Source organism: Halomonas sp. SpR8, assembly GCF_031010195.1.
In the GTDB taxonomy this organism is placed as follows: Bacteria; Pseudomonadota; Gammaproteobacteria; order Pseudomonadales; family Halomonadaceae; genus Vreelandella.
Genome location: NZ_JAUAMC010000002.1, coordinates 273649 through 299929, shown reverse-complemented (window position 1 = coordinate 299929; position 26281 = coordinate 273649). Strand labels below are relative to the sequence as shown.

At 50.8% G+C, this 26281-nt stretch carries 23 protein-coding genes; 15 read left to right on the top strand and 8 right to left on the bottom strand.

Features of this window, described 5'->3' with window-relative positions; all coding sequences use genetic code 11:
* The first annotated feature begins 2 nt into the window (after positions 1–2).
* Positions 3–626 carry an L-threonylcarbamoyladenylate synthase gene (locus tag QT230_RS04735; protein ID WP_308320438.1) on the top strand — a complete coding sequence of 208 codons (624 nt, stop codon included), beginning with the start codon at positions 3–5 and terminating at the stop codon, positions 624–626.
* A gap of 190 nt (positions 627–816) precedes the next feature.
* Entirely contained in the window at positions 817–1593 is a 777-nt protein-coding gene (locus QT230_RS04730; protein ID WP_308320437.1) for an HAD family acid phosphatase, read from the top strand.
* A 55-nt stretch (positions 1594–1648) separates the two neighbouring features.
* Here the strand turns inward: QT230_RS04730 and QT230_RS04725 are convergent, their stop codons facing one another.
* Together QT230_RS04725 and QT230_RS04720 are read right to left on the bottom strand one after the other, a co-directional pair.
* Positions 1649–2551, bottom strand: a complete 903-nt coding sequence (locus QT230_RS04725) for an ion transporter (protein ID WP_308320436.1) — start codon at positions 2549–2551, stop codon at positions 1649–1651.
* 50 nt (positions 2552–2601) lie between these two features.
* A complete protein-coding gene (locus tag QT230_RS04720; RefSeq protein ID WP_308320435.1) occupies positions 2602–3513 on the bottom strand; it encodes a CYTH domain-containing protein in 912 nt (303 codons plus the stop codon).
* Between the two features lie 137 nt (positions 3514–3650).
* Between QT230_RS04720 and QT230_RS04715 the strand changes: the two genes are divergently transcribed.
* The 3 genes from QT230_RS04715 (at position 3651) to argA (ending at position 7131) form a co-directional block, all read left to right on the top strand.
* Positions 3651–4331: a TIGR00153 family protein gene (locus tag QT230_RS04715; RefSeq protein WP_308320434.1), complete on the top strand. Its 681-nt coding sequence runs from the start codon at positions 3651–3653 to the stop codon at positions 4329–4331.
* 10 nt (positions 4332–4341) lie between these two features.
* Positions 4342–5610: an anion permease gene (locus tag QT230_RS04710; RefSeq protein WP_308320433.1), complete on the top strand. Its 1269-nt coding sequence runs from the start codon at positions 4342–4344 to the stop codon at positions 5608–5610.
* Positions 5611–5817: 207 nt separating this feature from the next.
* Positions 5818–7131, top strand: a complete 1314-nt coding sequence (argA, locus tag QT230_RS04705) for an amino-acid N-acetyltransferase (RefSeq protein ID WP_308320432.1) — start codon at positions 5818–5820, stop codon at positions 7129–7131.
* Positions 7132–7168: 37 nt separating this feature from the next.
* Here the strand turns inward: argA and QT230_RS04700 are convergent, their stop codons facing one another.
* The 3 genes from QT230_RS04700 to QT230_RS04690 form a co-directional block, all read right to left on the bottom strand.
* Entirely contained in the window at positions 7169–7735 is a 567-nt protein-coding gene (locus QT230_RS04700; RefSeq protein WP_308320431.1) for a carboxymuconolactone decarboxylase family protein, read from the bottom strand.
* 36 nt (positions 7736–7771) lie between these two features.
* Positions 7772–9097, bottom strand: a complete 1326-nt coding sequence (locus QT230_RS04695) for an aspartate aminotransferase family protein (RefSeq protein ID WP_308320430.1) — start codon at positions 9095–9097, stop codon at positions 7772–7774.
* A gap of 324 nt (positions 9098–9421) precedes the next feature.
* Positions 9422–10276: an SDR family oxidoreductase gene (locus tag QT230_RS04690; RefSeq protein ID WP_308320429.1), complete on the bottom strand. Its 855-nt coding sequence runs from the start codon at positions 10274–10276 to the stop codon at positions 9422–9424.
* A 371-nt stretch (positions 10277–10647) separates the two neighbouring features.
* Between QT230_RS04690 and QT230_RS04685 the strand changes: the two genes are divergently transcribed.
* Positions 10648–10797 (top strand): hypothetical protein, encoded by a 150-nt coding sequence (locus QT230_RS04685; protein WP_308320428.1) that lies wholly within the window; start codon positions 10648–10650, stop codon positions 10795–10797.
* Positions 10798–10833: 36 nt separating this feature from the next.
* On the opposite strand, the gene xseA is transcribed toward QT230_RS04685, so the two are convergent.
* Positions 10834–12174: an exodeoxyribonuclease VII large subunit gene (gene xseA, locus QT230_RS04680; protein WP_308320427.1), complete on the bottom strand. Its 1341-nt coding sequence runs from the start codon at positions 12172–12174 to the stop codon at positions 10834–10836.
* 207 nt (positions 12175–12381) lie between these two features.
* On the opposite strand from xseA, the gene guaB reads away from it, so the two are divergent.
* The 8 genes from guaB to QT230_RS04640 all read left to right on the top strand — a co-directional run bounded on the left by guaB (position 12382) and on the right by QT230_RS04640 (position 23565).
* Positions 12382–13851, top strand: coding sequence for an IMP dehydrogenase (gene guaB, locus QT230_RS04675; RefSeq protein ID WP_308320426.1), 1470 nt, complete (start codon positions 12382–12384; stop codon positions 13849–13851).
* Positions 13852–14091: 240 nt separating this feature from the next.
* Entirely contained in the window at positions 14092–15669 is a 1578-nt protein-coding gene (guaA, locus tag QT230_RS04670) for a glutamine-hydrolyzing GMP synthase (RefSeq protein WP_308320425.1), read from the top strand.
* Positions 15670–15893: 224 nt separating this feature from the next.
* A complete protein-coding gene (locus tag QT230_RS04665) occupies positions 15894–19373 on the top strand; it encodes a hypothetical protein (RefSeq protein ID WP_308320424.1) in 3480 nt (1159 codons plus the stop codon).
* Complete coding sequence (locus QT230_RS04660; protein ID WP_308320422.1) at positions 19370–19825, top strand: hypothetical protein; 456 nt, start codon at positions 19370–19372, stop codon at positions 19823–19825. Before QT230_RS04665 ends, QT230_RS04660 begins: the two co-directional genes overlap by 4 nt.
* On the top strand, positions 19822–21012 hold the full coding sequence (locus QT230_RS04655; protein ID WP_308320420.1) for a hypothetical protein: 1191 nt from the start codon (positions 19822–19824) through the stop codon (positions 21010–21012). Before QT230_RS04660 ends, QT230_RS04655 begins: the two co-directional genes overlap by 4 nt.
* Positions 21013–21267: 255 nt before the next feature.
* Positions 21268–21741, top strand: a complete 474-nt coding sequence (locus QT230_RS04650) for a LysR family transcriptional regulator substrate-binding protein (RefSeq protein ID WP_308320418.1) — start codon at positions 21268–21270, stop codon at positions 21739–21741.
* A 74-nt stretch (positions 21742–21815) separates the two neighbouring features.
* Positions 21816–22646, top strand: coding sequence for a type IV toxin-antitoxin system AbiEi family antitoxin domain-containing protein (locus QT230_RS04645; RefSeq protein ID WP_308320416.1), 831 nt, complete (start codon positions 21816–21818; stop codon positions 22644–22646).
* A complete protein-coding gene (locus QT230_RS04640) occupies positions 22630–23565 on the top strand; it encodes a nucleotidyl transferase AbiEii/AbiGii toxin family protein (protein WP_308320414.1) in 936 nt (311 codons plus the stop codon). Before QT230_RS04645 ends, QT230_RS04640 begins: the two co-directional genes overlap by 17 nt.
* Positions 23566–23773: 208 nt before the next feature.
* Here the strand turns inward: QT230_RS04640 and QT230_RS04635 are convergent, their stop codons facing one another.
* Positions 23774–24613 carry an SDR family oxidoreductase gene (locus QT230_RS04635; RefSeq protein ID WP_308320412.1) on the bottom strand — a complete coding sequence of 280 codons (840 nt, stop codon included), beginning with the start codon at positions 24611–24613 and terminating at the stop codon, positions 23774–23776.
* Positions 24614–24721: 108 nt separating this feature from the next.
* Between QT230_RS04635 and QT230_RS04630 the strand changes: the two genes are divergently transcribed.
* Positions 24722–25447, top strand: a complete 726-nt coding sequence (locus QT230_RS04630; protein WP_308320410.1) for a LysR family transcriptional regulator — start codon at positions 24722–24724, stop codon at positions 25445–25447.
* 61 nt (positions 25448–25508) lie between these two features.
* On the opposite strand, the gene QT230_RS04625 is transcribed toward QT230_RS04630, so the two are convergent.
* Positions 25509–26126, bottom strand: coding sequence for a TetR/AcrR family transcriptional regulator (locus tag QT230_RS04625; protein ID WP_308320409.1), 618 nt, complete (start codon positions 26124–26126; stop codon positions 25509–25511).
* Positions 26127–26281 lie beyond the last annotated feature (155 nt).

Below are 26281 nucleotides of genomic sequence, written 5' to 3'. Positions count from 1 at the left end.
TTATGAGCCAGTATTTTCAGATTCATCCAGAAAACCCCCAAAAGCGCTTGATCGATCAGGCCATTGAGATCATTCGTAAAGGCGGCGTGGTGGCGTATCCCACCGACTCGGGCTATGCCCTGGGCTGCCACTTGGGCGAAAAAAAAGCCATCGAAAAAATTAAATGGCTGCGTTCATTGGACGATAAGCACAACTTTACTCTGGTGTGCTCTGATCTATCGGAAATTGGTACCTATGCCAAGGTAGATAACGACGTGTTCCGGCTGCTAAAAGCCCACACGCCTGGCCCCTATACTTATATTCTGGATGCAACATCCGAAGTGCCGCGCCTGCTGCTGCACCCCAAGCGCCGCTCGATTGGCGTGCGTGTGCCGGATCACCGCATTACTCATGCGCTACTGGCGGCGTTAGGCGAGCCGTTGATGAGCGTCACGCTGATTCCGGTAGGTGATGACCTGCCCATGAACGACCCAGAAGAGATCCGTGAACGTTTTGGTGCCCACCTGGATGCCATTATTGATGGCGGCGCATGCCATTTGGATCCCACCAGCGTTATCGACCTGCGCGAACTGCCGCCCAAAATTGTTCGCGAAGGACGCGGCGACACTTCTCCTTTCGTCGGCTAAAAGCACTTTTCAAGGCAAATCTCTGGCTCGTAGGCAGATCGAGCAGGAATTTGCTCTGTTTTATCGTTATTTGAATGTTCAATGAAAATAAAATATGCTCTTTATGCTTATTTTCGATAATAAATCGTGGTCCTTTAAGGCGAGGAGTCGCCTCGTCTTTTTGAGATCGCCTATCCCAGGAGATCATTCAATGACAATGCCTTTCACCTCTCGACTCTGCACTCTGGCAGCGTTAGCCAGCCTGACCGCTTTACCGCTGACCAGCCACGCGGCTAGCGATGGCGCAGAACTGTGTGCTCAGCAAGCCTATGCGATGGGTCTGCGTTATCAGCAGCAGTCTGCAGAAGCGGCCGCCTTGCAGCGCCAGGGATTTGCCCTCGCCACTTACCGGCTTGAGGATCAGATCGAGGCGCATGGTGGCAGCGACGACTTGGCTATCATTACCGACCTGGATGAAACGGTGCTGGATAATAGCGCGCTGTTGGTTCGCGATATGCAGGCATGCCACGACTACACCACCTGGGATACTTGGAAGCATTGGGAGCGTGAGGGTGAGCCGCGCTTAATGCCGGGTGCCAAAGCGTTTCTGGATTTCGCGGACGAGCAGGGCGTGGCGATTTTTTACGTCTCAGACCGCTACCAGGAGAACGAGGCCGATACGATTGCCACTCTAGAAGCGCTAGAGCTGCCCCAGGTTTCTGAACAGAGCGTGATGCTATTAGGGCCTGCTAAGGCGGAGCGCCGCGCCGAGGTGGTTGAGAACCACACCCTGGTAATGCAGCTAGGCGACTCGCTACACGATTTCGCAGGTGACTTCGCCGGTGCCGATCTGGAACAGCAGCACGAGCTGGTTGAAGAGAATGCCGAGCGGTTTGGTAAGGACTGGATCGTGTTCCCCAACGCGACCTATGGCGCATGGAGCGATGCTGAGTTAGACGCCTGGGACGCCCCTCACGAAGTGGAGTGACCGGTTAAATAACCACTCCATCCCGCACTCAATGAAAACACTACGCGCCTCAGACTTAGCCGTCTTGGGGCGCGTTTTTGTCTTCCTCGTGGCTATCTTCGTCTTTGTTACGCGGGTCTTCGCTATTTTCATCCAGCCAAGTGCCGCAGCGCAGGCAGTAGCGGGCTTTTTTGTCATGGCGGTCGTGCCCGCAGCCGGGGCAGGCTTCTTCGGAGTAGCGCTCCTCGCGAATCGAGCGTATCACCTGGGCAGAGAACACCCCGGTGGGCACGGCGATAACTGAGTAGCCCAGTAGCATCAGCACCATGGTGATCGCTTTGCCTAACGCCGTAGCGGGCACAATATCGCCGTAGCCGACCGTGGTCATGCTCACGATGGCCCAGTACATCGACATGGGAATGCTGGTAAAGCCCGCCTCCGGCGTTTCGATGGTGTACATCAGTGCTGCAAAAAGCGTGACCACCATAAAAATAGCCGAAAAAAACAGCAGTATTTGACGCATGCTGCGTTTGAGAGCATCCATTAGCAGGCTTGCTTCGCCGACAAACTCCATCAATCGCAAAATGCGGAAGATACGTAGCACCCGCAGTAGGCGGACAATCACCAACGCATGCGCCCCTGGCACCAGCAGTACCAGCCAGGTGGGTAAAATAGCGATTAAATCAACGATGCCGTAAAAGCTTTTTAGATAGATTAAAGGGCGTTCAAGGCAGTAAATTCGTACTAGCAACTCAATGCTGAACAGTATCGTCAGCGCCCACTCGATGTAGAAGAAAATGAGCCCATAGCGCTCGGCATAAATCTCAATACTATCCAGCAGAATAACCGCGACGCTGATTAAAATGGCCACGATCAAGGCGATATCAAACGCTTTCGCCCCCGGTGTGTCAGACTCGAAAATGATATGAAACAGTCGGGCGCGCAGGCCTTCCGCACCGGGGGTTAAGTGTAAATTCATTGCATTATCCTGAAGAGTGCCTCAATCCAGTCCTGAAATAACGAGAAATGTTAGCGTAGCGCGGTTTGGTAAGCCAAGCGATGCGCAAGTGTCAACGCCGCTTTACCATAAGCAGCCGTTGGCTGGCCATCGGCACCTAGTGCGCGGGGAAGCGCCTGGGCAAAAACGCGAGCCGAATCGTCGAGCGCCGGGTGTTCGGCAAGCTGTATCAACGCCGCTTGAGCTCCGGTTAAAAAGGCCGCCTGCTGGCTGTCGTGGTAGGCATCTAGCGCCAGCGTAGCACGGTGTAGCCACTCTGCTGGCGAGTGCGCTTCAGGTAGAAGCCAGCGCTGTTCGCTTAGCGCATTGCCCCGCGCTGCTTTGCTGCTGTCTGAGGGGCGCAGCGGAACCTGCTCGGCGAGTTGTAGAGCGAGTGTCCACAGCGATTCAGGGTCGCCATCTTTCAGCTCAAGCTCCACTTCGCGAATTGGTGTGCGGTAGCCACCGCTAATAATCTCACCTTCGTCCAATACCAGTTCGATATGGCTGCCCTGGCTTGTGGCGTCTGGCGTTGCTAAACCGGTTAACTGCCAACTGCGGCGTGAGAAGTCGGTACGCAGTTGAGGCGCCAGCGCAGGCAATGCATGGGCGAGTTCACCCTGAAAAGGGGGCAACTTTGCGAGCGCCGCTAGATCTAGCGCGGGGCCAGACACCTGCCACTCCCACTCCTGTCGTTGAGAAAGCCCACCACCGCCTTGGCCTGCCGTTTTCACCGTAAGCAGCACGATGCCATCCACTTGGCGCAGGCGAACGGCGAGGCGCGCCTTAGCCAAATCGCCTTCCGGCGTATCGAAATAGCTATTGGCCAGCGTTTGTTGGCGGGCGCTGGTGGTATTCAGGAAAGGCTGCTCAAGCAGGGTGCTGGGGCCTGTCGGGCCAAGCGCTAGCTTAAGCTCTACTTCCATTGGATTGGGGTTTTTCATGAAACTAGCTACCTTGGTATTGTGGCATTTGAGTGAATATTTGATGACATTTATGAACTTTTCATGACGGCGGCGAGCACACTCATTATACTGGCGCCGCCATCTCCAGGCTTCCCGAAAACAGGCTTAAAGGCACTATGGTTACCTCCAATCCTTTTTCTTCGATGTTTGGCCGCTCGCCATTCCAGCCGCTACTGGCCCATATCGTCAAGGCGAATGAATGCGCCGATCAGCTGTTGCCGTTCTTTGAGGCAACCCTTGCTGATGACTGGGACAAAGCAGCGGAGCTGCGCGAAAACGTCACCCGCTTAGAGCACGATGCCGATACGCTGAAAACAGATCTGCGGTTGAACCTGCCCAACACCATGTTTCTACCGGTGTCGCGGTCTGACTTGCTCGACCTGATCAGTGTGCAGGACAAAATCGCCAATAAGGTGCGCGACATTACCGGCATTATGCTGGGGCGTAAAATGCGCGTGCCGGATGAGTTGGCCGAGCCGATGCTTGACTACATTCGTACCAGCATTGCGTGTGTTGCACAGGCTCGCCAGGCATTGGAAGAGCTTAAAGACCTGCTGGAGTCCGGTTTTGGCAAAAACGTCTCTGATGTGATGCAGAAAATGATTCGTGAGCTGCACGTCCTCGAACACCAGGCCGATGATCAACAGGTGACTATACGTCGCCAGCTGTTCGCGCTTGAGAGCGAGCTGCCCCCCGTAGATGTGATCTTTCTCTACAAGATCATCGAATGGGTGGGCGAGTTATCCGACCGCGCCGAGCGTGTGGGTAGCCGTTTGCAGATCCTGACAGCCCGCTAAGGGGAGCTTCATGCTGATTATTGTCCAGCACAGTGAAATCTTCATTATCTTGGCCTGTTTGTTCGGCTTCTTTATGGCCTGGGGTGTTGGTGCGAACGACGTCGCCAATGCAATGGGAACCTCGGTGGGGTCGAAAGCGATCACCATCAAACAAGCCATTCTTATCGCGGTTATCTTTGAGTTTCTGGGGGCCTGGTTGGCCGGTGGTGAAGTCACCGCGACCATTCGAGGGGGAATGCTTGACCCCGTATTATTGGCGGATAATCCGCATCTACTGGTTTACGGAATGCTCTCCGCGCTATTAGCCGCCGCGATTTGGTTGATGATAGCGTCCGCACGCGGTTGGCCGGTGTCTACGACTCACTCAATTGTCGGTGCCATCGTTGGTTTTGGGGCTGTGGGGCTTGGCGTTGATGCGGTTGCATGGGGCAAAGTGGGGCAAATTGCTTCTAGCTGGATTATCTCGCCGCTGCTTGCCGGTACGATCGGTTTCGTGTTGTTTAAGTCGGTTCATCACCTGATTTTTGAAAACGACGATCCTTTTGCTGCGGCCAAACGCTATGTGCCAGGCTATATCTTCCTGGTCGGCTTTATCGTCGCAATGGTGACACTGACCAAAGGCCTGAAACATATTGGGCTACACTTGAGTTTCGGCCAGAGCCTGCTGATTTCTATTGCGATTGGCTTAATAATTATGGCGCTAGGCGTAGTGATGGAGCGACGGGTCAAATACGTGCAGAACACCAGCGATCATTTTGGTTATGCCAACGTCGAGCGGGTATTTGGCGTACTGATGATCTTTACCGCCTGCGCCATGGCCTTTGCCCACGGCTCCAACGACGTGGCGAACGCGGTTGGCCCACTCGCTGCGGTTATTAGCGTTGTACGTAGCGAAGGCGTCATCGACAGTGCCGCGCTAGTGCCCTGGTGGGTACTGGTACTTGGTGGCGGTGGCATTGTAGTGGGGTTGGTTACCTACGGCCATAAAGTGATCGCGACCGTGGGTACCGGGATTACAGAGCTCACTCCAAGCCGCGGTTTTGCGGCCACCTTGGCGGCGGCGACGACAGTCGTCTTGGCCTCGGGTACCGGCTTGCCGATATCTACTACCCATACGCTAGTGGGAGCGGTGTTAGGTGTCGGCCTGGCACGTGGCTTGGCAGCGCTTAATTTGCGCGTTATTGGCACCATTGTGATGTCCTGGTTGATCACGCTGCCGGCGGGTGCGGGCCTCGCGATTCTGTTCTTCTTTATGTTCAAAGGCATGTTTGGCTCATAAATAAGCTAGCAAAAGCGCAGTACACCCAAGCTCGAACGCATTAAGAACGACCTAAGCGATAAAATCACAGCGGCATCTTCATGTTTTTCTGCATTAGATTGAGCAGATTGACATTAGAAGGTGCCGCTGTTTTTCGTGCTCTGTTAAAGTATTCAGGTTAGATGTGCTAAACGCCTGTTTCTTTCACCTGCTGCCGGAGAGCGGCCCTTGGATACGCGCTTCCCCTTTGTTGATTGGTTTCGTAACGCTTCCCCTTATATTAATGCTCACCGGGGACGAACCTTTGTCATCTTAATTGAAGGCGAAGCGATGGCGTCTGGGCGAGGGGAGCAACTGATTCAGGATTTGGCCCTGCTGCATACGCTGGGCGTGCGTTTGGTGGTGGTGTTTGGCATTCGCCCCCAGGTGCATGAAGCGCTCACCGCCGCTGGCGTCGAGCCAACCCGTATTGATGGCCGCTGGGTGGCCGACCGCGCTGTGATGGCCCATGTTGAGCAGGTCGCCGCTCACCAGCGTTTATGGCTGGAAGCGCGGCTTTCGCTTGGCTTGCCCAGCACGCCGCTGCACGGTGTAGAGCTGAGCGTGATTTCGGGCAATCTGGTCACCGCTAAGCCTCTTGGCGTGCGCGAAGGTGTTGATTTCGACCACAGCGGCGAAGTGCGCCGGGTGCGCGCCAATGCGATTGAGGGCCTGCTGGAGAAAGGCTCGCTGGTACTGCTGCCGCCGCTTGGCTTCTCCAGCACCGGCGAAGTGTTTGATCTAGACGCCTCAGAAGTCGCCCAGCATGCCGCCGTGGCGCTGAAGGCGGATAAGCTGATTCTGCTTGGTGAGTCAGAAGGGTTGGAAGATGAAGGCGGTGCACTGCTTCGCCAGCTCTCCCCAGCGGAAGCCGAGCCGCGTTTAACGGCCGCGGTGCCGGGCAGTGAATTAGCCCGCCATTTGCAGGCCGCCTGTACCGCCGCACGGGAAGGCGTGGCACGCACGCACCTGCTTTCGTGGCGCAATCATGATGCCTTACTGGGTGAGCTATTCACCCGTGACGGCGTGGGCACCATGATTACCCAGCACCGCTACGAACAGCTACGCCCGGCCACGCTTAACGATGTGGCGGGCTTATTGGAGCTGCTAGAACCACTAGAGCGGCGCGGCATGTTGGTGGCGCGCTCTCGCGAGCGCTTAGAGCACGAAATCGATGACTACATGGTGATCGAGCGCGATGGCATGGTAATTGGCTGTGCCGCGCTGCAAGTCTTTCCCGATACCAGCATTGCCGAGCTGGCCTGTGTGGCAGTTCACGACAGCTACCGCGGCGGTGAGCGCGGCGAGCGCCTGGTGGAAGCGCTGGAACGGCGCGCCCGCCAGCGCGGTTTAAACGAAATTTTCGTACTGACGACCCATACCGCTCACTGGTTTGTCGAGCGCGGCTTCCGCGCCGCCAGCCTGGAAGATCTGCCGCCGCTGAAACGCGAAACTTACAATCACGCCCGCAAATCGAAGGTACTGGTCAAGCAACTAACGTAACCCGCTTTTAAAAGGGGGAACCGTTAGCACAGCTGATTTATGAGCTGGAGCCTGGCGCTATTGAAAACAGCGTCGGCATTTTTTGCGCTTCTTGTTGAATATTCTCATCAATCGGTGTGTCGTAGGTTTTGAGCAAATAGCCCAGCACCGAATAGAAACCCACCATGGCGATCAGATCGATGACGGCGTTACGCCCGATTGCCGCAGCAAGCTCGGCTTCCTGCTCCTTGGTGAGCATGCGCTCATCGAATAACGCATCCACGGCGTTGACGATAAGACCGTCAACGCCTTCCGGGTTACCGCGAATCGCATTGATCCGAGCCTCGGAGAAACCCAGGGCGAGCGCGCGACTGACATGATGGGCCCACTCGTACGCCGCGCCCATACGAAGCCCCGCACGTAGAATCACCACTTCGGTTAATTCCGGGCCTAACGCATTCTCCTTTACAACGTGTTGGCGCAAAGGAGCCCAGGCGGCGAGCAGAGCCGGGTGATGGGCCATGGTGCGATAAACGTTGAGTCCGCCAGCAAAATCTTCGCGTAGATGAGTGATTTCCTCAGGCCAGTCGGCGTCGGAAATAGGCGGGCAGGGAGACGATGTCATGGGCGAGCTCCTTTCAGATAGTTGTTTGTTATGCCATCACTCTGCGATTGCGGCGTCTATGGAATCGGCAATACGCTCAATGATCAGATCGACTTCGCTAGGCTCGATGATATAGGGCGGTGCCAGCAAGATATGGTCACCGTAAATGCCGTCAATAGTGCCGCCCATGGGATAGCTGATCAGGCCACGCGTCATGGCCTGCCGCTTGATCTTGGCGTGAAGTTTTCGCGCCGGATCGAAAGGCGTTTTACTCTCTCTGTCCGCCACGATCTCGATACCGCGAAACAAGCCCCTACCGCGTATGTCGCCCACATAAGGTGATGCGCCGAGCGCCGCTTCAAGGCCGCGCTGCAGTCTAGCCCCCATGGCATTAACGTTCGCCAGCGTCTCTGGTCGTGCGATGATCTCAACGACTTTGTTGGCGGCCGCGGCGGCGATAGGGTGGCCCAGGTAGGTGTGACCATGCTGAAACAGCCCAGAGCCATTGGCAAAGCTGGCGTAGATGCTGGCCGATAGCATCACCGCGCCGATTGGCTGATAGCCGCCCCCCAGCCCTTTGGCAATGGTGACGATATCCGGCGTTACCCCATCTTGTTCGCAGGCGAAGACGGTGCCGGTTCTGCCCATGCCGCACATCACCTCATCGAGGATCAGCAGTACGCCGTATTTATCGCAAATGGCACGCACGCGTTTGAAGTAATCCGCCTCAGAAGCGACCGCCCCTAAGGTAGCCCCGACGACGGGCTCGGCAACAAAGGCCATAACCTCCTCAGGGCCAAGTGCCAGAATCTTTGCCTCAAGCTCTTCGGCAAGCCGGGCAGCATAGGCCTCTGGCGACTCATCGTCGCCCTTATCGCGGTACGCATAGCAGGGCGATACGTGGTGCGTTTCAGGCAAGATGGGCTGAAACTGCTGGCGCCGCATGGCATTGCCACCGGTTGCCAGCGCGCCGATAGTATTGCCGTGGTAGCTCTGCCGTCTGGCAATAATGTGCCGCCGCTGGGGCTGATTAATCTCGACAAAGTACTGCCGGGCCATTTTTAGGGCCGCTTCAACCGCTTCTGATCCACCCGACACCAAATAGACATAATCCAGCCCTTCAGGGGCTAAATTCACCAGCTTTTCGGCCAACTCCTCGGCGGCGTTAGTGGTGAAAAAGGAGGTGTGGGCGTAACACAGGCTATCAATCTGCGAGCGCATGGCCGCCAGCACTTCCGGGTGGGCATGACCGACGCTTGTTACCGCCGCGCCGCCTGAGCCATCCAGATAGCGACGTCCCGAGGTATCGGTGATATAGACGCCCTGCGCCGACGCCGCATGAGGTAGGTCTGTGCCGATACCACGGTGAAGAATACGCGTCATAGCCTCGTTCCCTTATTATCCAACGGTGAGAAATTCACATGACAAGGAGATTGGCACATCTATAAAGATATTGTGAGCATTGTTTCCATTAACCGATAGTGAAGTGTCGCCGCTGAAGCGATAGCTTCTTCCATACGCTAACCCCTGCGTTAGCCGTCTCCGAAGTACTGTGTACTTTATTGGCGGAATTTGATCGGCCTAAGACGCTCGAAGCCTTGCAGCAAGCGGATAAACACCTCTTACATCTCAATACGTATTCGAGTGCTATTCCCAGACGGCAGTGAGAGGCGGCGCTAAGCCACCCCGGTAATACGCGTAATACTTCTAGGTATTTAAGATAACCCCACCATTTAAGTGCAGCGTTTGGCCGCTCATGTAGGACGACTCTTCGCAGGCAAGGTAGACATACGCAGGCCCCATTTCGCTGGGCTGGCCAGCGCGCTTCATGGGCACCTGATCGCCGAACGAAGCCACTTTTTCATCATCGAAACTGGCGGGAATGAGCGGTGTCCACACTGGCCCTGGTGCCACTGCATTCACACGAATACCGCGGTCCATCAACGACATGGCTAGAGAACGCACCAGTCCTTGAATAGCGCCTTTGGTGGCGGTGTAGTCGATCAGCGTGTCATTGCCCTTAAAAGCATTGATCGATGAGGTGGCAATGATGGTGTCGCCCTTGCTGAGGTGGGGCAGAGCTGATTTGCTGAGATAGAAGTGGCTAAAGATATTGGTCTGAAAGGTGCGCAGCAGTTGGTCGTCAGGAATCTCGGTAATATCCTCCCAATCGTACTGTTCAGCGGCGTTATTGATTACGATATTTATCTTGCCGAAATGGGCGAGCGTTCGCTTGACGATCTCGCGACAAAACGCCGGTTCAGCCACATCGCCTTTCAAGACGAGGCAGCGCCGACCTTCCGCTTCAACAAGCCGTTTAGTCTTTTCGGCATCCTTATCTTCTTCTAAGTGCACGATCACGCTGTCCGCACCTTCGCGAGCAAAGTGAACGGCCACTGACCGACCAATACCGCTGTCGCCGCCGGTAATAATCGCCACTTTATCGAGCAGCTTATCAGCGCCGCGATAGCTCTCGCGAATGTACTCAGGCTGAGGGTGCATGGCGTGTTCATCGCCAGGCTGCTTGTCTTGGTGTTGGGCAGGTTGCTGTTGATCACTCATGTGCGGTCACTCCATTGTGGGCACAGAATACGAGGATATCTAGGCTGAAGATAAATCAGCGCTAGCGTCTATTTCCTTAGACCTCCACGTCTAATGTAGACCCGAGTAACCCAGAGGTGCAAACCGCTCTCATGGGGTGTCGTGGGAGCTGGAAAACGTAGCAATAGCGGCAATGCATGAGCTTTATTTAGTTTGCTAATTTACTGGGTGGGCTTGATGTTTTTAGTGATTAAACTATTGTTTTTTGGGTTTATTTTTATGATGTAAGCGTTTTCAGGCGAGAGGCGATGGATTGCAAGTTACGTGTGAAGAACTACAGTGAATAGCATGCAATGTAATGCCAACGTTATTCACAGCCTGGAGGACGTGATATGTCACAAGCCGGTAAAAAAGACGAGAAAGCGCCCAAACATAAAGACGATCATTACGAAGAAGCTAACCCGATGCCAGACACGCATCACGTTAACCCCGAAGCCGACGATGATGATTCAAAACAGAAGTCGAGCAAGGATAAGAAATAAGCTGAGTTGATATCCGTCGATGAAGCACTAGCGGCGCTACTTCTTGTAGCGCCGTTTTACTTCCACGCTTACTCTGCCTTCACCCAAGCTTAACTTGAGCTTCTGGCCTGGCTGGGTATCTTCCGCACGCCGAACCACTTGCCCTTGCTCATCCTGGGCAATCGCATAGCCACGCCCCAATACCGCCAACGGGCTGACCGCGTTTAGCTCGCGGGCCGCGCTGGCTAAGCGTGTTTGGCGAGTTTCTAACTGGCGCTGCATGGCACTACTTAGACGGCGCTGCAACTGATGGACCTGCTCGCTTTCCGCCCGATGCAGCCGTGCCATATCCTGACTGGCTAATCGTCTGCTCAGCTGGTTTACCTGAGCTTTCTGCTGAGTGAGCGTTTGCTGAATAGCGCGATTTAGCCGTTGGGAGAGGGCAGTTAAGTGCTGGCGCTGGCGGTTAAGCTGCTCGCCGGGGTGGCGCAGCTTGGCGCGGAGAGTATCCAGCCGTTGGCTATCGCGCTCTAGTCGCGCCTGCATGGCCCGCTGCAGGCGGCTGTGTTGGTGCTCGAGCTGGCGCTTAAGGGTGGTTTGATCCGGCACCAGCCGTTCGGCGGCGGCTGAAGGTGTGGGTGCGCGCATATCGGCGGCAAAATCCGCCAGGGTGACATCCACCTCATGGCCCACCGCCGACATCACCGGCAGTCGGGAGTGGAAAATCGCCCGGGCCAGGTGCTCGTTATTAAACGCCCACAGGTCTTCCAGGCTGCCGCCGCCGCGAGTAATCAAAATGACATCGCGCTCAGGGTCTAGCCGTGCCTGACGATTAAGCAGGCCCAAGGCGGCGATCATCGCCGGGGCGGCTTCCGCACCTTGGACCGGCACCGGAATTAGCGTCACGTCCGCCAGCGGCCAGCGGGCCTCCAACACTGCCAGCACATCGCGAATAGCGGCCCCGGTAGCAGAGCTTAAAATCAAAATCTTGCGCGGTGGGAAGGGCAGTTCGCGCGCATTGGCAAACACGCCTTCGCCATCCAACTGCGCTTTTAAGCGCTCAAAGGCGGCCAGCAGTTCGCCCAGGCCCGCGGCCTGCACCGCCTCGGCAATCAGTTGGTAATCACCGCGGGGTTCAAACAGCGATACCCGCCCGCGTAGCTTGACCTGGTCGCCATCGCGCATCGGCGCGGAGACAAACCGCGCCCGCTGACGAAACAGCGCACAGCGAATCTGCGCCCGGTCATCTTTCAGGGTGAAATAGACATGCCCGGAAGCGGGGCGGGAAACGTTAGAGAGCTCGCCCTCCACCCACACCTCGCCCACATCGTGCTCAAGGGTCTGCTTGGCACGCTGGTTGAGTTGGCTGACGGTTAGGGCTTTTACGGTTTCCTGCATAGCGTTGCCTTAGTTCAAAATAGCCAAGCCTTGTATGAAAGTAGTCGGCCCTACCAAAATAACGGCACAATCAGCCTAACAGCATACGTCATTAGCAATAGGTATAAGCACAGCAGTGCGACTGCATTGCTGGGGCACCCCTCAAAAAGCTATAATAGGCGATTAACCTTTCACGCCCCACTTCCTCTCAATCAGGGTGTTGCCGCTATGCTACGTTTGGCCCAAGAAGCACTAACGTTCGATGACGTACTCCTCGTTCCCGGCTTCTCCGATGTTCTTCCCAAGGATGTCAGCCTCAAAACCCGCCTGACTCGTAATCTCTCGCTCAATATTCCGCTTGTATCCGCTGCGATGGACACCGTTACCGAAGCGCGTCTAGCGATTGCGATGGCCCAGGAAGGCGGTATCGGCATTATCCACAAGAGCATGGCCATGACCCAGCAAGCCGCCGAGGTGCGCAAGGTCAAAAAACACGAAAGCGTCATTGTGAAAGACCCGGTGACCGTTAGCCCCAAAGCCAAGCTGGAAGACCTGCTCGCCATGGCGCGGGAAAATGGCTTCTCCGGCTTTCCTGTAGTGGAAGGCGAAACCCTGGTAGGTATTGTGACCGAGCGCGACATGCGCTTCCAGCCCAACCACGGCGACAGCGTAGCGGACATCATGACCCCCCGCGAGCGACTGATTACCGTCAAGGAAGGCACCGATCTCGAAACCAGCAAAGCCAAGATGCGCGAACACCGCATCGAGAAAATGCTGATTGTCGATGACCAGTTCCACCTACGCGGCCTGGTCACCTTCCAGGATATCGAAAAAGCCCGCACCTACCCAATGGCCGCCAAAGACAGCGATGGCCGTTTGTTGGTCGGCGCTGCGGTAGGTACCGGCCCGGAAACGCCTGATCGCGTGGCGGCACTGGTTGAAGCCGGGGTAGATGTGATCGTGGTAGATACTGCCCACGGCCACTCCAAAGGCGTGATTGATCGCGTACGCTGGATCAAAGAGAACTTCCCGGCCATTCAGGTGATTGGCGGCAATATCGCCACCGCCGCTGCGGCCCGAGCGCTGGCCGAAGCGGGTGCAGATGCCGTCAAAGTGGGTATCGGCCCTGGCTCAATTTGCACCACGCGTATTGTGACCGGCGTTGGCGTACCGCAGATTACCGCCGTTTCCAACGTCGCCGAAGCGCTTAAAGAGTTCGATATTCCGCTGATTGCCGATGGCGGCATCCGTTTTTCGGGCGATCTTTCAAAAGCCATTGCCGCCGGTGCCAGCGCCGTGATGGTCGGTGGCCTGCTGGCCGGTACCGAAGAAGCACCGGGGGAAGTGGAGCTTTACCAGGGCCGTACCTACAAGGCCTACCGCGGCATGGGCTCCATGGGCGCCATGTCCGAGAACCAGGGCAGCGCCGACCGCTACTTCCAGGATAAAGCCGAAGGCGCCGAAAAGCTGGTGCCGGAAGGCATCGAAGGCCGCGTGCCCTATAAAGGCGTGATGGGCGCCATCGTCCACCAGCTGATGGGCGGCCTGCGCGCTTCCATGGGCTACACCGGCTGCTGCGATATTCAGGAAATGCGCACCAAGCCGGAGTTCGTACAAATTACCGGCGCTGGCTTTAACGAATCCCACGTCCACAACGTGCAGATCACCAAAGAAGCTCCCAACTACCGGGTGAGCTAACCAGTAGAAGATTTTGAAGCCTTTGATTAACGTAATGAGCGCAGACCAGACAAGGCAAAAATCAACGAGAAAGCGGAGTTTACAAGTTGTAAATGAGCATTTTGAGGCGATTTTTAACGCAGTATGGTCAAGCGCAATAGTTAATCAGAGGCTTCTACGTTAAAACGGCGGCGGGCAAAGCTCGCCGCTTGCTTTTTGGCCTTACCAGCGGCACCCACACCGCTTAACCGAGACCCCGCCATGAGTGACATTCACGCCCACAAGATTCTGATTCTCGACTTCGGCTCCCAGTACACCCAACTGATCGCCCGCCGCGTTCGCGAGATCGGCGTTTATTCTGAAGTCCGCGCGTTTGATATCACCGAAGAAGAGATCCGCGAGTACAACCCCAACGGCATTATCATGGCCGGTGGGCCGGAATCCGTGACCGAATTGGACTCCCCGCGGGCGCCCCAGTGCGTGTTTGAAATGGGTCTGCCGGTGTTTGGCATCTGCTACGGCATGCAGACCATGGCCGAGCAGCTAGGCGGTAAAGTGGAAGGCTCCAACCAGAGCGAGTTCGGCTACGCGCAGATCCAGATCGACGTCGATAACGCGCTGTTTAACGGCATTAAAGACCACGTAGACGCCGCTTCCGGCAAGGCCCTGCTGGACGTATGGATGAGCCACGGTGACAAGGTGGCCCAAGCGCCGGATACCTTCACCGTGACCGCTTCCACGCCGAGCTGCCCGATTGCCGCCATGGCCTGGGAAGAGAAGCAGTTTTACGGCGTTCAGTTCCACCCGGAAGTGACCCACACCCTGCAAGGCCAGCGTATTCTTGAGCACTTCGTGCTGAATATCTGTAAAGCCGAAAAACTCTGGACGCCCGCGCAAATCATCGAAGACCAGGTACAGCGCGTGCGCGAGCAAGTCGGCGACCGCCACGTACTGCTCGGCCTCTCCGGCGGTGTGGATTCCTCTGTAGTGGCGGCGCTGCTGCACAAAGCGATTGGCACCCAGCTAACCTGCGTATTTGTTGATAACGGCCTACTGCGTAAAGCAGAAGGCGACCAGGTCATGGAAACCTTCGCCAAGCACATGGGTGTCAAGGTGATCCGCGTGGACGCCGAAGACCTGTTCCTCGGCAAGCTGGCGGGCGAGAAAGACCCTGAGCTGAAGCGCAAAATCATCGGCAACACCTTTATCGACGTATTCGATGAAGAAGCCAGCAAAATTGAAGGCGTGGATTTCCTCGCCCAGGGCACCATCTACCCGGACGTGATCGAATCCGCTGCCTCTAAAACCGGCAAAGCCCACGTGATCAAATCCCACCACAACGTGGGTGGCCTGCCGGAAACCATGAAGCTCAAGCTGGTCGAGCCGCTGCGCGAACTGTTTAAAGACGAAGTGCGCAAACTCGGCCTGGAACTCGGCTTGCCCTACGACATGGTCTACCGCCACCCGTTCCCTGGCCCCGGTCTGGGCGTGCGTATTCTGGGTGAAGTGAAGAAAGAGTACGCCGACATCCTCCGCGACGCCGACGCCATCTTCATCGAAGAGCTTCGCGCTTCTGGCTGGTACGAAAAAACCAGCCAGGCGTTTGCCGTGTTCCTGCCGGTGAAATCTGTAGGCGTGGTAGGCGACGGCCGCCGCTACGAATGGGTCATTGCACTACGCGCGGTAGAAACCATCGACTTCATGACCGCCCGCTGGGCGCACCTGCCCTATGAGCTGCTGGAGAAGGTTTCTAATCGGATTATCAATGAGTTGGCGGGGGTTTCGCGGGTGACTTATGATGTGAGCAGTAAGCCGCCTGCTACTATTGAGTGGGAGTGAGATTATTCGTGAACGCTGTTAGGTGATCGATAGCCACTCGTATTTCGGGTGGCTTTTTTTTCAGATGTTGTAATTCTGTTAATTTTTTTATTAGGATGTGGTTTATTCGGATAAATTACGTATTTTTTGTATATGGTGTAATATTTTTAAAGCAGGAAAAATTTAAGTTCATAAAAATGAAAATATTCATTTAATATAAAGAAAAATAGAGATTGAGAAGTCAGATGAAACGATTTAAACATAAGAAAACAGCTAGTCAAAAGAAAATATCAAAGATTTTTGCTAATAGTAAAACACCAGGAAGAGCAAAGAATCAATATTTTGAAGAGTTGACTTTCGGTGAAATAAGAAACACTTTTTCGATGGTTGCAAGGCACCCATTTTTTTTTGATGCGATTTATCTATCAAAAGCTACCGGAGTAAAGGATTTTTTTAAAGCAAAAACGCCATCGGCTTCTCTTGAAAAGAATCTTGCTTGGTGTATGGCACTTATTGAGCACCATAAGGTTATAATTCAGTATGCATTAAATCAAGATATAGAAATAAGGGATGCTATTCTCAGCGAGCAGTACAGCCAAGCAATTAGTATTTTAGATGAAATTGATTTATCTTGTGGCATTTCATTGTGGAGTATTTATTTACGCGGTGCAATTGAGAGTGATTCTCAAGAAGTGCCACCAAAAAAAAGTATGTCTTCGATAAAAGGTGTATCTCAAGATCCTTTGTTTAATTATCTTGTTAACTATGGTGCGGGCTACCATAATGATCCAGATATATTTTTCACAGCTACAAAAACTAATATTTTTGAAATAGAGCGTTCTGCGCCAGAACCAATTAAAGATTATTTGCTATACAGCTTGTTTTGGCTTGATCAAAGTAAAGATTATAATTTTAATAATATTTTTAATATCGTAAAAGACACATCTATATTGGATGTTTTTTATCTGGTTTTGGACTATCTTATATATACAACTGGTGAAGTGGGTAGCAAATATTTATCATCTTATCCGGTTAAACATCTGATTCTTGATTTAGGTTCAAATTTTACTTACCCAGCTATTCAAGGGCTTTCAAATTATTTTGGGTATGATAGCGTCTGGAAAGAGGATAAAAAAGCTTTAGATTTAATTGATCTATACACAGTAGGAAATTATGATGAAGTTTGTATGACTGCAAATGAAGCTGGTTGTTTAGAGTATGGTATACCAATTTTAGAATTAATAGCAAAGGCAAATATTCGTAGTGGAAAGCTTATGCAATCTAATGCTTTCTGTGGCTTTTTTTCACTAATGCAGGATGTTTATTTTAAAGGTGAAGAATATAAAAAATCTTTAGAAACTCTTGCTTGTGAAGCTAGTAAGTATAAAGGTATAGGATGGTATAGGCAACTATTGCTTTTTACGAAGAGGGAGGCACCTTTTATAAGGTCAATTGAGAAGCGAAACTATGATAATATGCTATCGGTATATTCTGATCAATATGGCCCAAAAAAAGTTAATATAATAGGGGAAGACTTAAAAGACAAATATTTTGATCATTTACATAAGGTTAAAGACGAATCGTCATCATTAAAGCTTTTTTACTATTTGTATAAAAATGACTCAAATAAAATACTTAAATTAGAAATTGATGAAATAAGGAAGAAAAAGTATTATGCATTAAGTCTATTGGAAAAAAAGAATTATGATGATGCTGTGAACTCATTTAATTTGTTGATTAAGTGTGAAGATACTATTACGCGAGTAGAGTGCGCTAGGTATTTAGTAGAAGCGCTTCTTCTTGCTGGTAGAAATGAAGAAGCTATTGAAGAGTTTGTGAATATATCTCTTTCTAATGAAAATATATTCTCCACATTTGACACAAAAAGAATTCTTAGTGTTGCTAAAGATTATGCTACACAAAGTGATTCGATTAATATCCCTATTGCATATTCTCTCCACTCTCGCTTTAAAGATTCCGAGTACGATCCTAATTTAAAATTGGCATTTGAAACTTTTTTAATTAAGAACAATGCTGTATATCCTGAGGACTTGTTTGGGAGAGAAGAAGAGTTCACTAACGAAAAGTTATATTATTTTCTTAAATGGGTTTGTACACCCAGTGTAATGAAGTTGTACTTTAGCTTTGAAAGCGTTCGTCATACTGAGGAAAGTCGTCTCAAAGTTTGTAAATACTTAATGGAACAAGGTGATAATGATGAGTATATTAAAAATGAAGCAAAAGAGATCAATAGGTCTCATATAATTCGCCGTGCTGTTAAAAAGGTAGAAAATAGTAGAATATACGTAGACACTTCTACATTTAATGGAAGAGACTCACAGCAGTATAGATCACTGTTTGAAAAATATATCGAACTTAGTTCTCAAACTAATAACGAAGCTAATGATGATAACCATTTAGAAAAGGTTTTAGACCCATTAAGAATTTTTTTAGAAGAAGACGGTGTTAATTATTGGAAAGCCTTGTCAATGGTTCATTTGCAAGACTTTCGTATAAGCTCTAAAAATTCAACTTTTCTTAATCTTATTAAATTGATGCGTTCTGAATTTGCTTATGGAGGTAGAGGCTTAAATAATCATTTAAGTACACGTATAAGGCATGGGGTTTTACCTACAGCATTACGTAAACCAGTAATAGATGAGGATTTGTATTTCTCACAAAGTGCTACACAGGAAACAATTAATGATTCTAAGTGGGGGAAGGAAGCCTGGGGATTTAAAGAATCCGAGAATTCAGAAATTATAAGTATTATATGTGAGTTTTCAAAAAAATATGAAAAGTTGATTTCAGAGTTAAATGATGAAAGATTGCAAGTTTATATACTTGAAGAAGAGCTTGTAAAACCTAAAGGTGCCGAAAAAAATCAATTGGCTATGTTTAATTATTCAACATCATTGCTAGAGTCGTATGCTATCCAAAAAGAATTACCTATTTCCCCAAGTTATAATGATTTTGTAAAAGTAACAAATAAATGGCTTTGGGATCGCACTGATTATAATCTAATGCAAGTTCAAGGCTACATAAAAAATGATTTTTTAAAGCAAGTCGTTAATCTCTTCGATGAATTGAAAGCTGAGGTGGTTAGAAAATTTGATTCAAATGGGCTGGTCTCTGATTTTTGTAATTCCGTTGACCGGGCAAAAGCAAATTTGAATTCTCAGATTGATGTCATATGCTCATGGTTTGCTCATACAGATTATGATGATAAAGAAGAATATGAAATAGATACAAGTATTGATATAGCTAGAAGTACATTGAATGTCGATGTTGAATTTATTTGTAATGATACTTACGTATTTTCGGAAAGAACATTGTCTTATATGGTGGATGTTTTCTTCATTATATTTGAAAATGCAATTTCGAAATCTAATATCCCAAAGAGTCAATTGAGAATAAAGCTTCGAGTGTTTAAAGATGATGAAGGTTTTCTAGTAATACAGGTTGAGAACAACTGTAATTTAGATGGGTCGGTAACGGACTTAAATAAAAAATTAAAATTCTATCAAGATGCTTATGGTAACGAAAGTCTGATTAAAGGTGTGCTTCAGAAAGAGGGTGGAACCGGTTTTTTTAAATTATGGAAAATACTCGAAAAAGATCTTGAAATTAAACACTCGGCGGAAATGTATTTTAAAGAAAATAGTGATTTCGTGGTAAAATTAATTTTAGTCGAAAGTAAGGTTTTAAGGATAAAAAGATTATGAGAATTCTTTTGGTGGAAGACCAGAAAGAAAAAAGCGATGATGTGATAATTTTTTTAAGAAATGCTCTTGAAAAGAGCGCTGATATTAACGTGCGGCAATCCTTACGATCCGGTTTGAAAGAAATTGTATGCAACGGTACTTATGATTTAATTTTGTTGGACATGAGTATGCCTAATTTTGATCCTGGTCCTGATGATCCAGTAGGCGGCACTCCAGAGAGTTTTGCAGGAAGAGAGTTTCTTGCACAAATGGATTTACGCGGTATTTTTACACCAGTTATTATTGTGACTCAATATGCAACTTTCGCTAAAGGGCAAATTGAATTAAAAGAATTAGATTCTTTCTTTAAAGCTGAGTATTCGAGCTTTTATTTAGGGTCGATTTATTATAGTTCTGCTGATAAAGCTTGGCAGAAAAAACTAGAAAATTTATTAATTGGTATTGTGAAATGAATTCAAAAATACTTATTGTAGATGACACTTATCAAAAAACTCAAGTGATAGCCAATATTGTAAGTGACATACAAGGTTGCGAGATTGAGTGTTGTAATTCAGCAAAATCTGCGATTATTAAAATGCGCCAAGATTTCTATGATTTGCTAATTGTTGATTTACAGATTCCGAGTGATATAGGTGAGCCAATAGATCCTAAAGGTGGTGTTGAATTAATATCATATTGCTCCGACAATGTTTCGTTAAAAAAGCCTACACATATTATTGGAATAACATCACATAAAGAATCTTATGATCAGTGTAAAGTTTTTTTTGAAGATGCTGGCTGGCCTCTTTTGCTCGCAGTCGGTGATAGAATAAAAATTAAAAGTATTATTGAAACTAAAATTAAGCATGTTGTGCCAAAGCCTTTTAAAGTTGATGTGGCTATAATAACAGCGTTACATAAAATTGAACTTCAAGCTATACTTGCATTGGATATAGATTGGAGGGAGGAAACATTTCCTAATGATAGTAACTCATATTATTTTGGCGAAATCGATAAAGGAGAGGGTGGTACACTAACTATATTAGCGACTAGTTGTTCTAGAATGGGTATGTCTTCTGCTGCAGCAACTACGATGAAAGTCTGCGAAAAGTTTAGCCCTGATATGGTTTTTATGACTGGAATAGCAGCTGGCGTAGAGGGTAAAACTAATTTTGGAGACATTCTTGTTGCCGATCCATGCTGGGATTGGGGAAGTGGTAAAAGCACAATTGTAAATGGTGCTGCTAAATTACTTTCTGCTCCACATCAAATACAGCTTGATCCGATTCTTAGAGCTAAATTTCAAAAGCTATCTGTGTCTCGTAAATATTTAGATGATATTTCTTCAGCATGGCCCTATGAACAAAGACCAACAACACCCCTAAATCTTTTGGTTGGCCCTTTGGCTACTGGTGCTGTAGTTCTAGAAAATCCTGATACTGTTAGTGAAATAGTTAGTCAGCATAGAGAAACGATTGGAGTGGAGATGGAAGCTTATGGTTTTTGTTATGCTGCTAGTATTTCATCAAAAAATATAAAACATGTTGTTGTTAAATCTGTTTGTGATTTTGCCAATACTAGTAAAAATGATAATTGGCAAAAATATGCAGCTTTTACTAGTGCTAAACTTGTCCATAGCTTCTTGCTGCACGAATTATAATTATAAAAAATTATATTTTCACAGTTTATGTTTTGCTGAGTAACTGACCACTTTCTGGTTGGCGATACACTATCTGCACAAATGTAAGTTCCGTTTATGCCGGCAATGTTTCTTTACAGTGTTAGGGCAACAGCGTCTTGCGTTAACTGGCTGGTTGTCGCCCCTGCTTGCGAGTTTTACGAGCCGCTACCCCGATGCCATCAGTCTGGTTCTGGAAGGCATGGAGTAAGAGATAAACGAGTGGGTGGAGTCAATATGGGCATCACAACCGATATCACCCAGCCGAATCTCACCTACTGGCGTGAACACTTTGACTGGCAGCTATTGATGAAGGATGAGATTGTTGCCGTGCTGCCCGCAAGCCATTCCCTCAGCAAACAAGCCAGCGTGACGGTGGCGGAACTGGCGGAGCACCCGCTTGTTATGTCGTCAGGCGGTTGTGAAGCGCTGATTCAGCAGATATTTGCCCACTCGTTGGAGGAAGTCGATACCTTCCAGGTGGATTTTTGGGTACGCGATACGCGAACGCTATTGCAGATGGTCGCTGGCGATGTGGGTGTTAGCTTGGTTCCTACCTTGGCGTTAAATAATAAGTCGACCGCTAACGTTGTGACGCGTCCGTTATCTCCCCGACGTGACCGGAACCTGATTGCCTTTTGGCCTAAACGGCAGGCGCTTAATCCTGTGGGTAAGCAATTCTTGAGGGCGAGTTCAAGATATAGCCAATAGGCTCACCCATAGTGATCAAAAAAGCTTTTGGGTAAACCTTGCATTCACTGGACAGGGTTTTTGAAAGCCGTATTATGTTTACTATGAGTGAGCAAAAATCACCAAAATTAAACCACTTGATAGCTAGCCTGGGAGACTCTGATTTAGTCTCAAGCCGCTGGCTGCAGGCGCATGGCTATTCGAGAAGCCTTGTGTCGCGTTATGTCACCAGCGGTTGGCTGGTGTCTCCGGCGCGGGGCGTCTATCTGAGAAAGGGCGGGCGGCTGCAATGGCAGGGCGTGCTAAGGAGCTTGCAAGAGCGGGAGGGCTTTGCGTTATACGTCGGCGGGCGCTTCGCGTTGGCAATGCAAGGTTATGAACACTACCTTCGGCTCGGCGAAGCTGCCACGGTAACGCTTTACGGGTCTACTCGGCCGCCTGGTTGGCTTAGCCAGTTGGCTATGCCTGATCGATTTGAGTTCTGCGGCAAGCCCCCCTTTGACTGGCCGGTGCCTGATTTCACTGCGGATACGCAGAAATGTCAGCTACTTGAGCAGGGCCTTAAGCGGCAAGAGGTGCTTTCTGGTTCGGGAGCCATTGTTTATGCTACACCTGAGCGCGCGATACTGGAGCTGTGCGATGACCCCGCCAGCGCGGTGCTGGCCTACGAAGCCGATACGCTTATGCAGAGTTTGGCAACACTGAGCCCAAGGCGCGTGACGGAGTTGTTACGCCACTGCAATAGCATCAAGGCGAAGCGATTGTTTCTTGCCTTGGCGGATCGGTACCAGCATGCATGGTTAAAACGAATCTCGTTAGATGGGGTGGATCTCGGCAGCGGTAAACGCGTTCTGGTGCCCGGTGGTCGTTTACACCCGACTTATCAGATCACGCTACCGAGGGACTTGGATGAGCACTTGGTATAAACGCTATACCGATCGTGTACAACTGCTGGTAGATATTCTTCCGATACTGTCACTGGAGCCACGTTTTGCATTGAAGGGCGGAACGGCGATTAACCTGTTCGAGCACGACCTCCCTCGATTGTCGGTGGATATCGATCTTACATGGCTGCCGACCCACGGGTTCGCTGAAGACGCCGCCGCGATTGATAATGCGCTGATCACGCTAGCTGATGCCATACGAACTCAATCTAAAACAATGAACGTGCAGCCCTCGGCGAGCCAAGGTAGTAAAGGTCTCACGCGGTTGATTGTCAGTCGCGGCAGAGCATTGGTGCAGATTGAGACCACCCCCGTCATGCGTGGCACGGTACATCCAGTGCGTGAGATGGATGTTCGGCCGATGGTTGAAGACGCGTTTGGGTTCGCTACCGTTCAGGTGCTGAGTTTTGCTGATTTGTATGCGGGGAAGCTAGCAGCAGCATTATCGCGTCAGCACCCACGGGACTTGTTCGATGTAGGACTATTACTGGATGACAAGCGAGCCGATAGGGCGCTTTGGTACACTTTCCTGGTTTACCTAACTTGTAGTCCAAAACCCGCCTGGGAAATCCTTGAACCGCAGATGCCTAAGGGCTTTGAAGATATTTTTCAGGCACATTTTAAGGGTATGACGGCGGAACCCGTCACTGCGCATGAGCTACTGACATATCGGGAACGGCTATTGGTACGTCTTGGTGGGTGGATGGACGAGCCTTCGCGAGAGTTTCTGCTTTCCGTTGAAGATGAGCAGCCGGACTTTGATCTGATTGGACTGCCTCAAGCTCGCAACCTGCCGGGTGTTAAACGCAAGTTGCAGAATTTGGCTCGGCGTTCTGAGGATAAGCGTCGGGCAGATAGGCTTCATTTAGAGCAAGTGTTGACGCGGCTTTGGCCTAAGTAATTACATTGAGAGTCTTTATTTTAATAGTATTAATACTGCGCTCTCAGTCGCTGATCCACCCGCTAGTTGACTCATCGCTTATCTCCGTAAGATTCATATACTCAACCGAATGCCCGCTATGTGAGCCGAATACGAACCTGATTCGGCTCATTAACTGAGCCGAAAAAACGCCGTCATCGGCTCATTGGTAGCATTTGTCTTGGGCAGGTTATTCGATGAACGCATCGCTATCTGCTGCCAGTGTTAGCTGCTTGTTCGCCTCCAGTTCGCTCATCCGCTGCGTGAGCGCATTATGAATGGAGTGGTAGGCCGTGCTGCCTAATGCCAGGCGCAGCGGGGGAGTGGGCATATCGGCTGTTTCGATGATGAGGTTAACGGTTTTTGCCGCATCGCCTTTGATAGTGAAAGCGCCAGAGGCTAATCCACGACGAAGCTCGCCCGCTGGCGTCTCTTCATATAGGGGCATCGGCTGTGTGCGATCCAGTGCATCCGCAAACTGGGTGGCAGTGGGGCCGGGTTCGGCAATAATGAAATCGATACCCCAGGGCGCTACTTCCTGAGCGACCGACTCGACGAACCCTTCGATACCCCATTTGCTGGCGTGGTAAAGGCTAAAGCAGGGATAGGCGATTTGGCCGCCCTCCGACGACACCTGCACGATACGGCCACCTCCTTGTTCGCGCATGTGAGGCAGCACCGCACGAATGAGCTGAATCGAACCGGTTAGGTTGGTCGCGATCTGTCGTTCAATCTGTTCGTCCGTGGCTTCTTCGGCGGCGCCGAACACGCCGTAGCCTGCGTTGCTGACTACCACATCGATGTGGCCGAAAGCGGCAAAGGCTTGCGCTACGCCCTGTCTCATTGCCTGCGTATCGGTCACGTCGAAGTTCACTATATGAAGGTGCTCCCCGTACTGGGTTTGCAGGTCGTCCAGCGCGCCGTTGCGTCGCAGCGTAGCTACAACGCGATCGCCGCGTTCAAGCAGGTGTTCGGTAAGAAGGCGGCCAATGCCGGTAGAGGTGCCTGTAATTAGCCAGGTGTTAGCCATGCTTTATCTCCCGTGGGTTGATTGGGCGTTGCAGGAGATACGTTAGGCCAGTAATACTGTTAACTGAATACTCAACAATTGAGATGAAGTAGTGAAAGGTATTCACCAATGAGCAAGCCAACGTTAACCGATCTTAACGCCTTTAAAGCGGTGGCCGAACATCGCAGCTTTCGCCGTGCGGCGGACTTGATGGGCGTCAGCCGGTCGTCGCTGAGCCATACTCTGCGAACCCTCGAGCGCAGGCTCGGCACGCGCCTTTTACACCGCACCACGCGCAGTGTCTCGTTGACCGAAAGTGGTGAGCGGTTACTTCAGCGTTTGGGACCGCTACTGGGCGAGCTGGATACCCTCCTGGAAGAGGCCTCGAGCCTGGAAGGAAAGATAACGGGCAGATTACGCATTAACGGTAGCGAAGGGGCTATTCGCCTGTTGCTGCAGCGTGTTGTGCCGAGATTTCTAACGCTTTACGACGGCGTTGAACTTGATCTGGTGGCGGAAGGGCGGTTGGTCGATATTGTTGAGCAGGGGTTCGATGCGGGGGTGAGACTAAGAGAAGCCGTCCCCAAGGATATGATCGCTATTCCCGTCGGGGGTGACATGCGCTTCCTCGCCATTGCCTCTCCTGATTATTTATACGGCAAACCGATCCCCGAAACACCCGACCAACTCGCCATGCATCAATGCATAAAGCAGCGGTTGCCCAGCGGGAAACGTTACCGCTGGGAATTCCACCAGCATGGTCAGGATGTGTCGGTTGACGTATCCGGCGTTATGACACTGGATAGCAGCCAGTTGATGGTAGAGGCGGCAGCGGATGGGTTGGGCATCGCCTAGCAGCGGATGGGCGTCATGGGAAATTGCTTAAGGGCTGGAGACGTTCTATTTGAGAAAGTCCCTATCGCTCATTGCTTGCGGCGTCCCACAATTTCATAAGCTCGGTAATAGAGGCATTGAAGACCGATATCTTGACGCCGTCCCTCGCTGATATCGACACACCCAGCAGAAAACTACTGAATGCCGTCCCCATGGCCTGAGCATCGGTTCCTTCGGCGAGCTCGCCCATAGCAATGCCACGCTCAACGCATCGTACAAACCCGGCATGAGTACGCGCACGTGAAACGGCCAACGGCTTTGTGACATGCGCATGCTCATGTCTTGGCGCACTCATGGTTCCCAAGGCCACCATGCAGCCTTTTGGGTGTCCCGATTCGCACTGCATTTTCGTCGAACGACGTAGCGTCAGTTCGACCGCTTCTCTGGGAGCTATTTCATCGTCCCATAAGCAGTCTGTCACGCGGGCATAGCTCTCCAGGTAGCACTGAACAGCTTCGTCGAACAAGGCTTCCTTGGATCCGAAAGCAGCATAAAAGCTTGGTGCAGAGATGCCGCCGCCGATCTGAGTTTTGAGCTGGCTCAGAGACGTTGTCTCATAACCCTGCTCCCAGAAAAGGTGCATCGCTTGCTCAATGGCTTGCTGCCGATCAAACGCTCTGGGACGCCCCATCTGTGCCATTTATAACTCCAGTACGTCATTAAGATAAGTGACTTATATACTACTCGATACAAAACTTGTTGACAATAATCTGCATAGTCCCGAGTATTTATACCGATCGATACATATGTTTCGCGCAATGCTCTGGGCGCCTGCTGCCCAGCGCTAACCTTCAT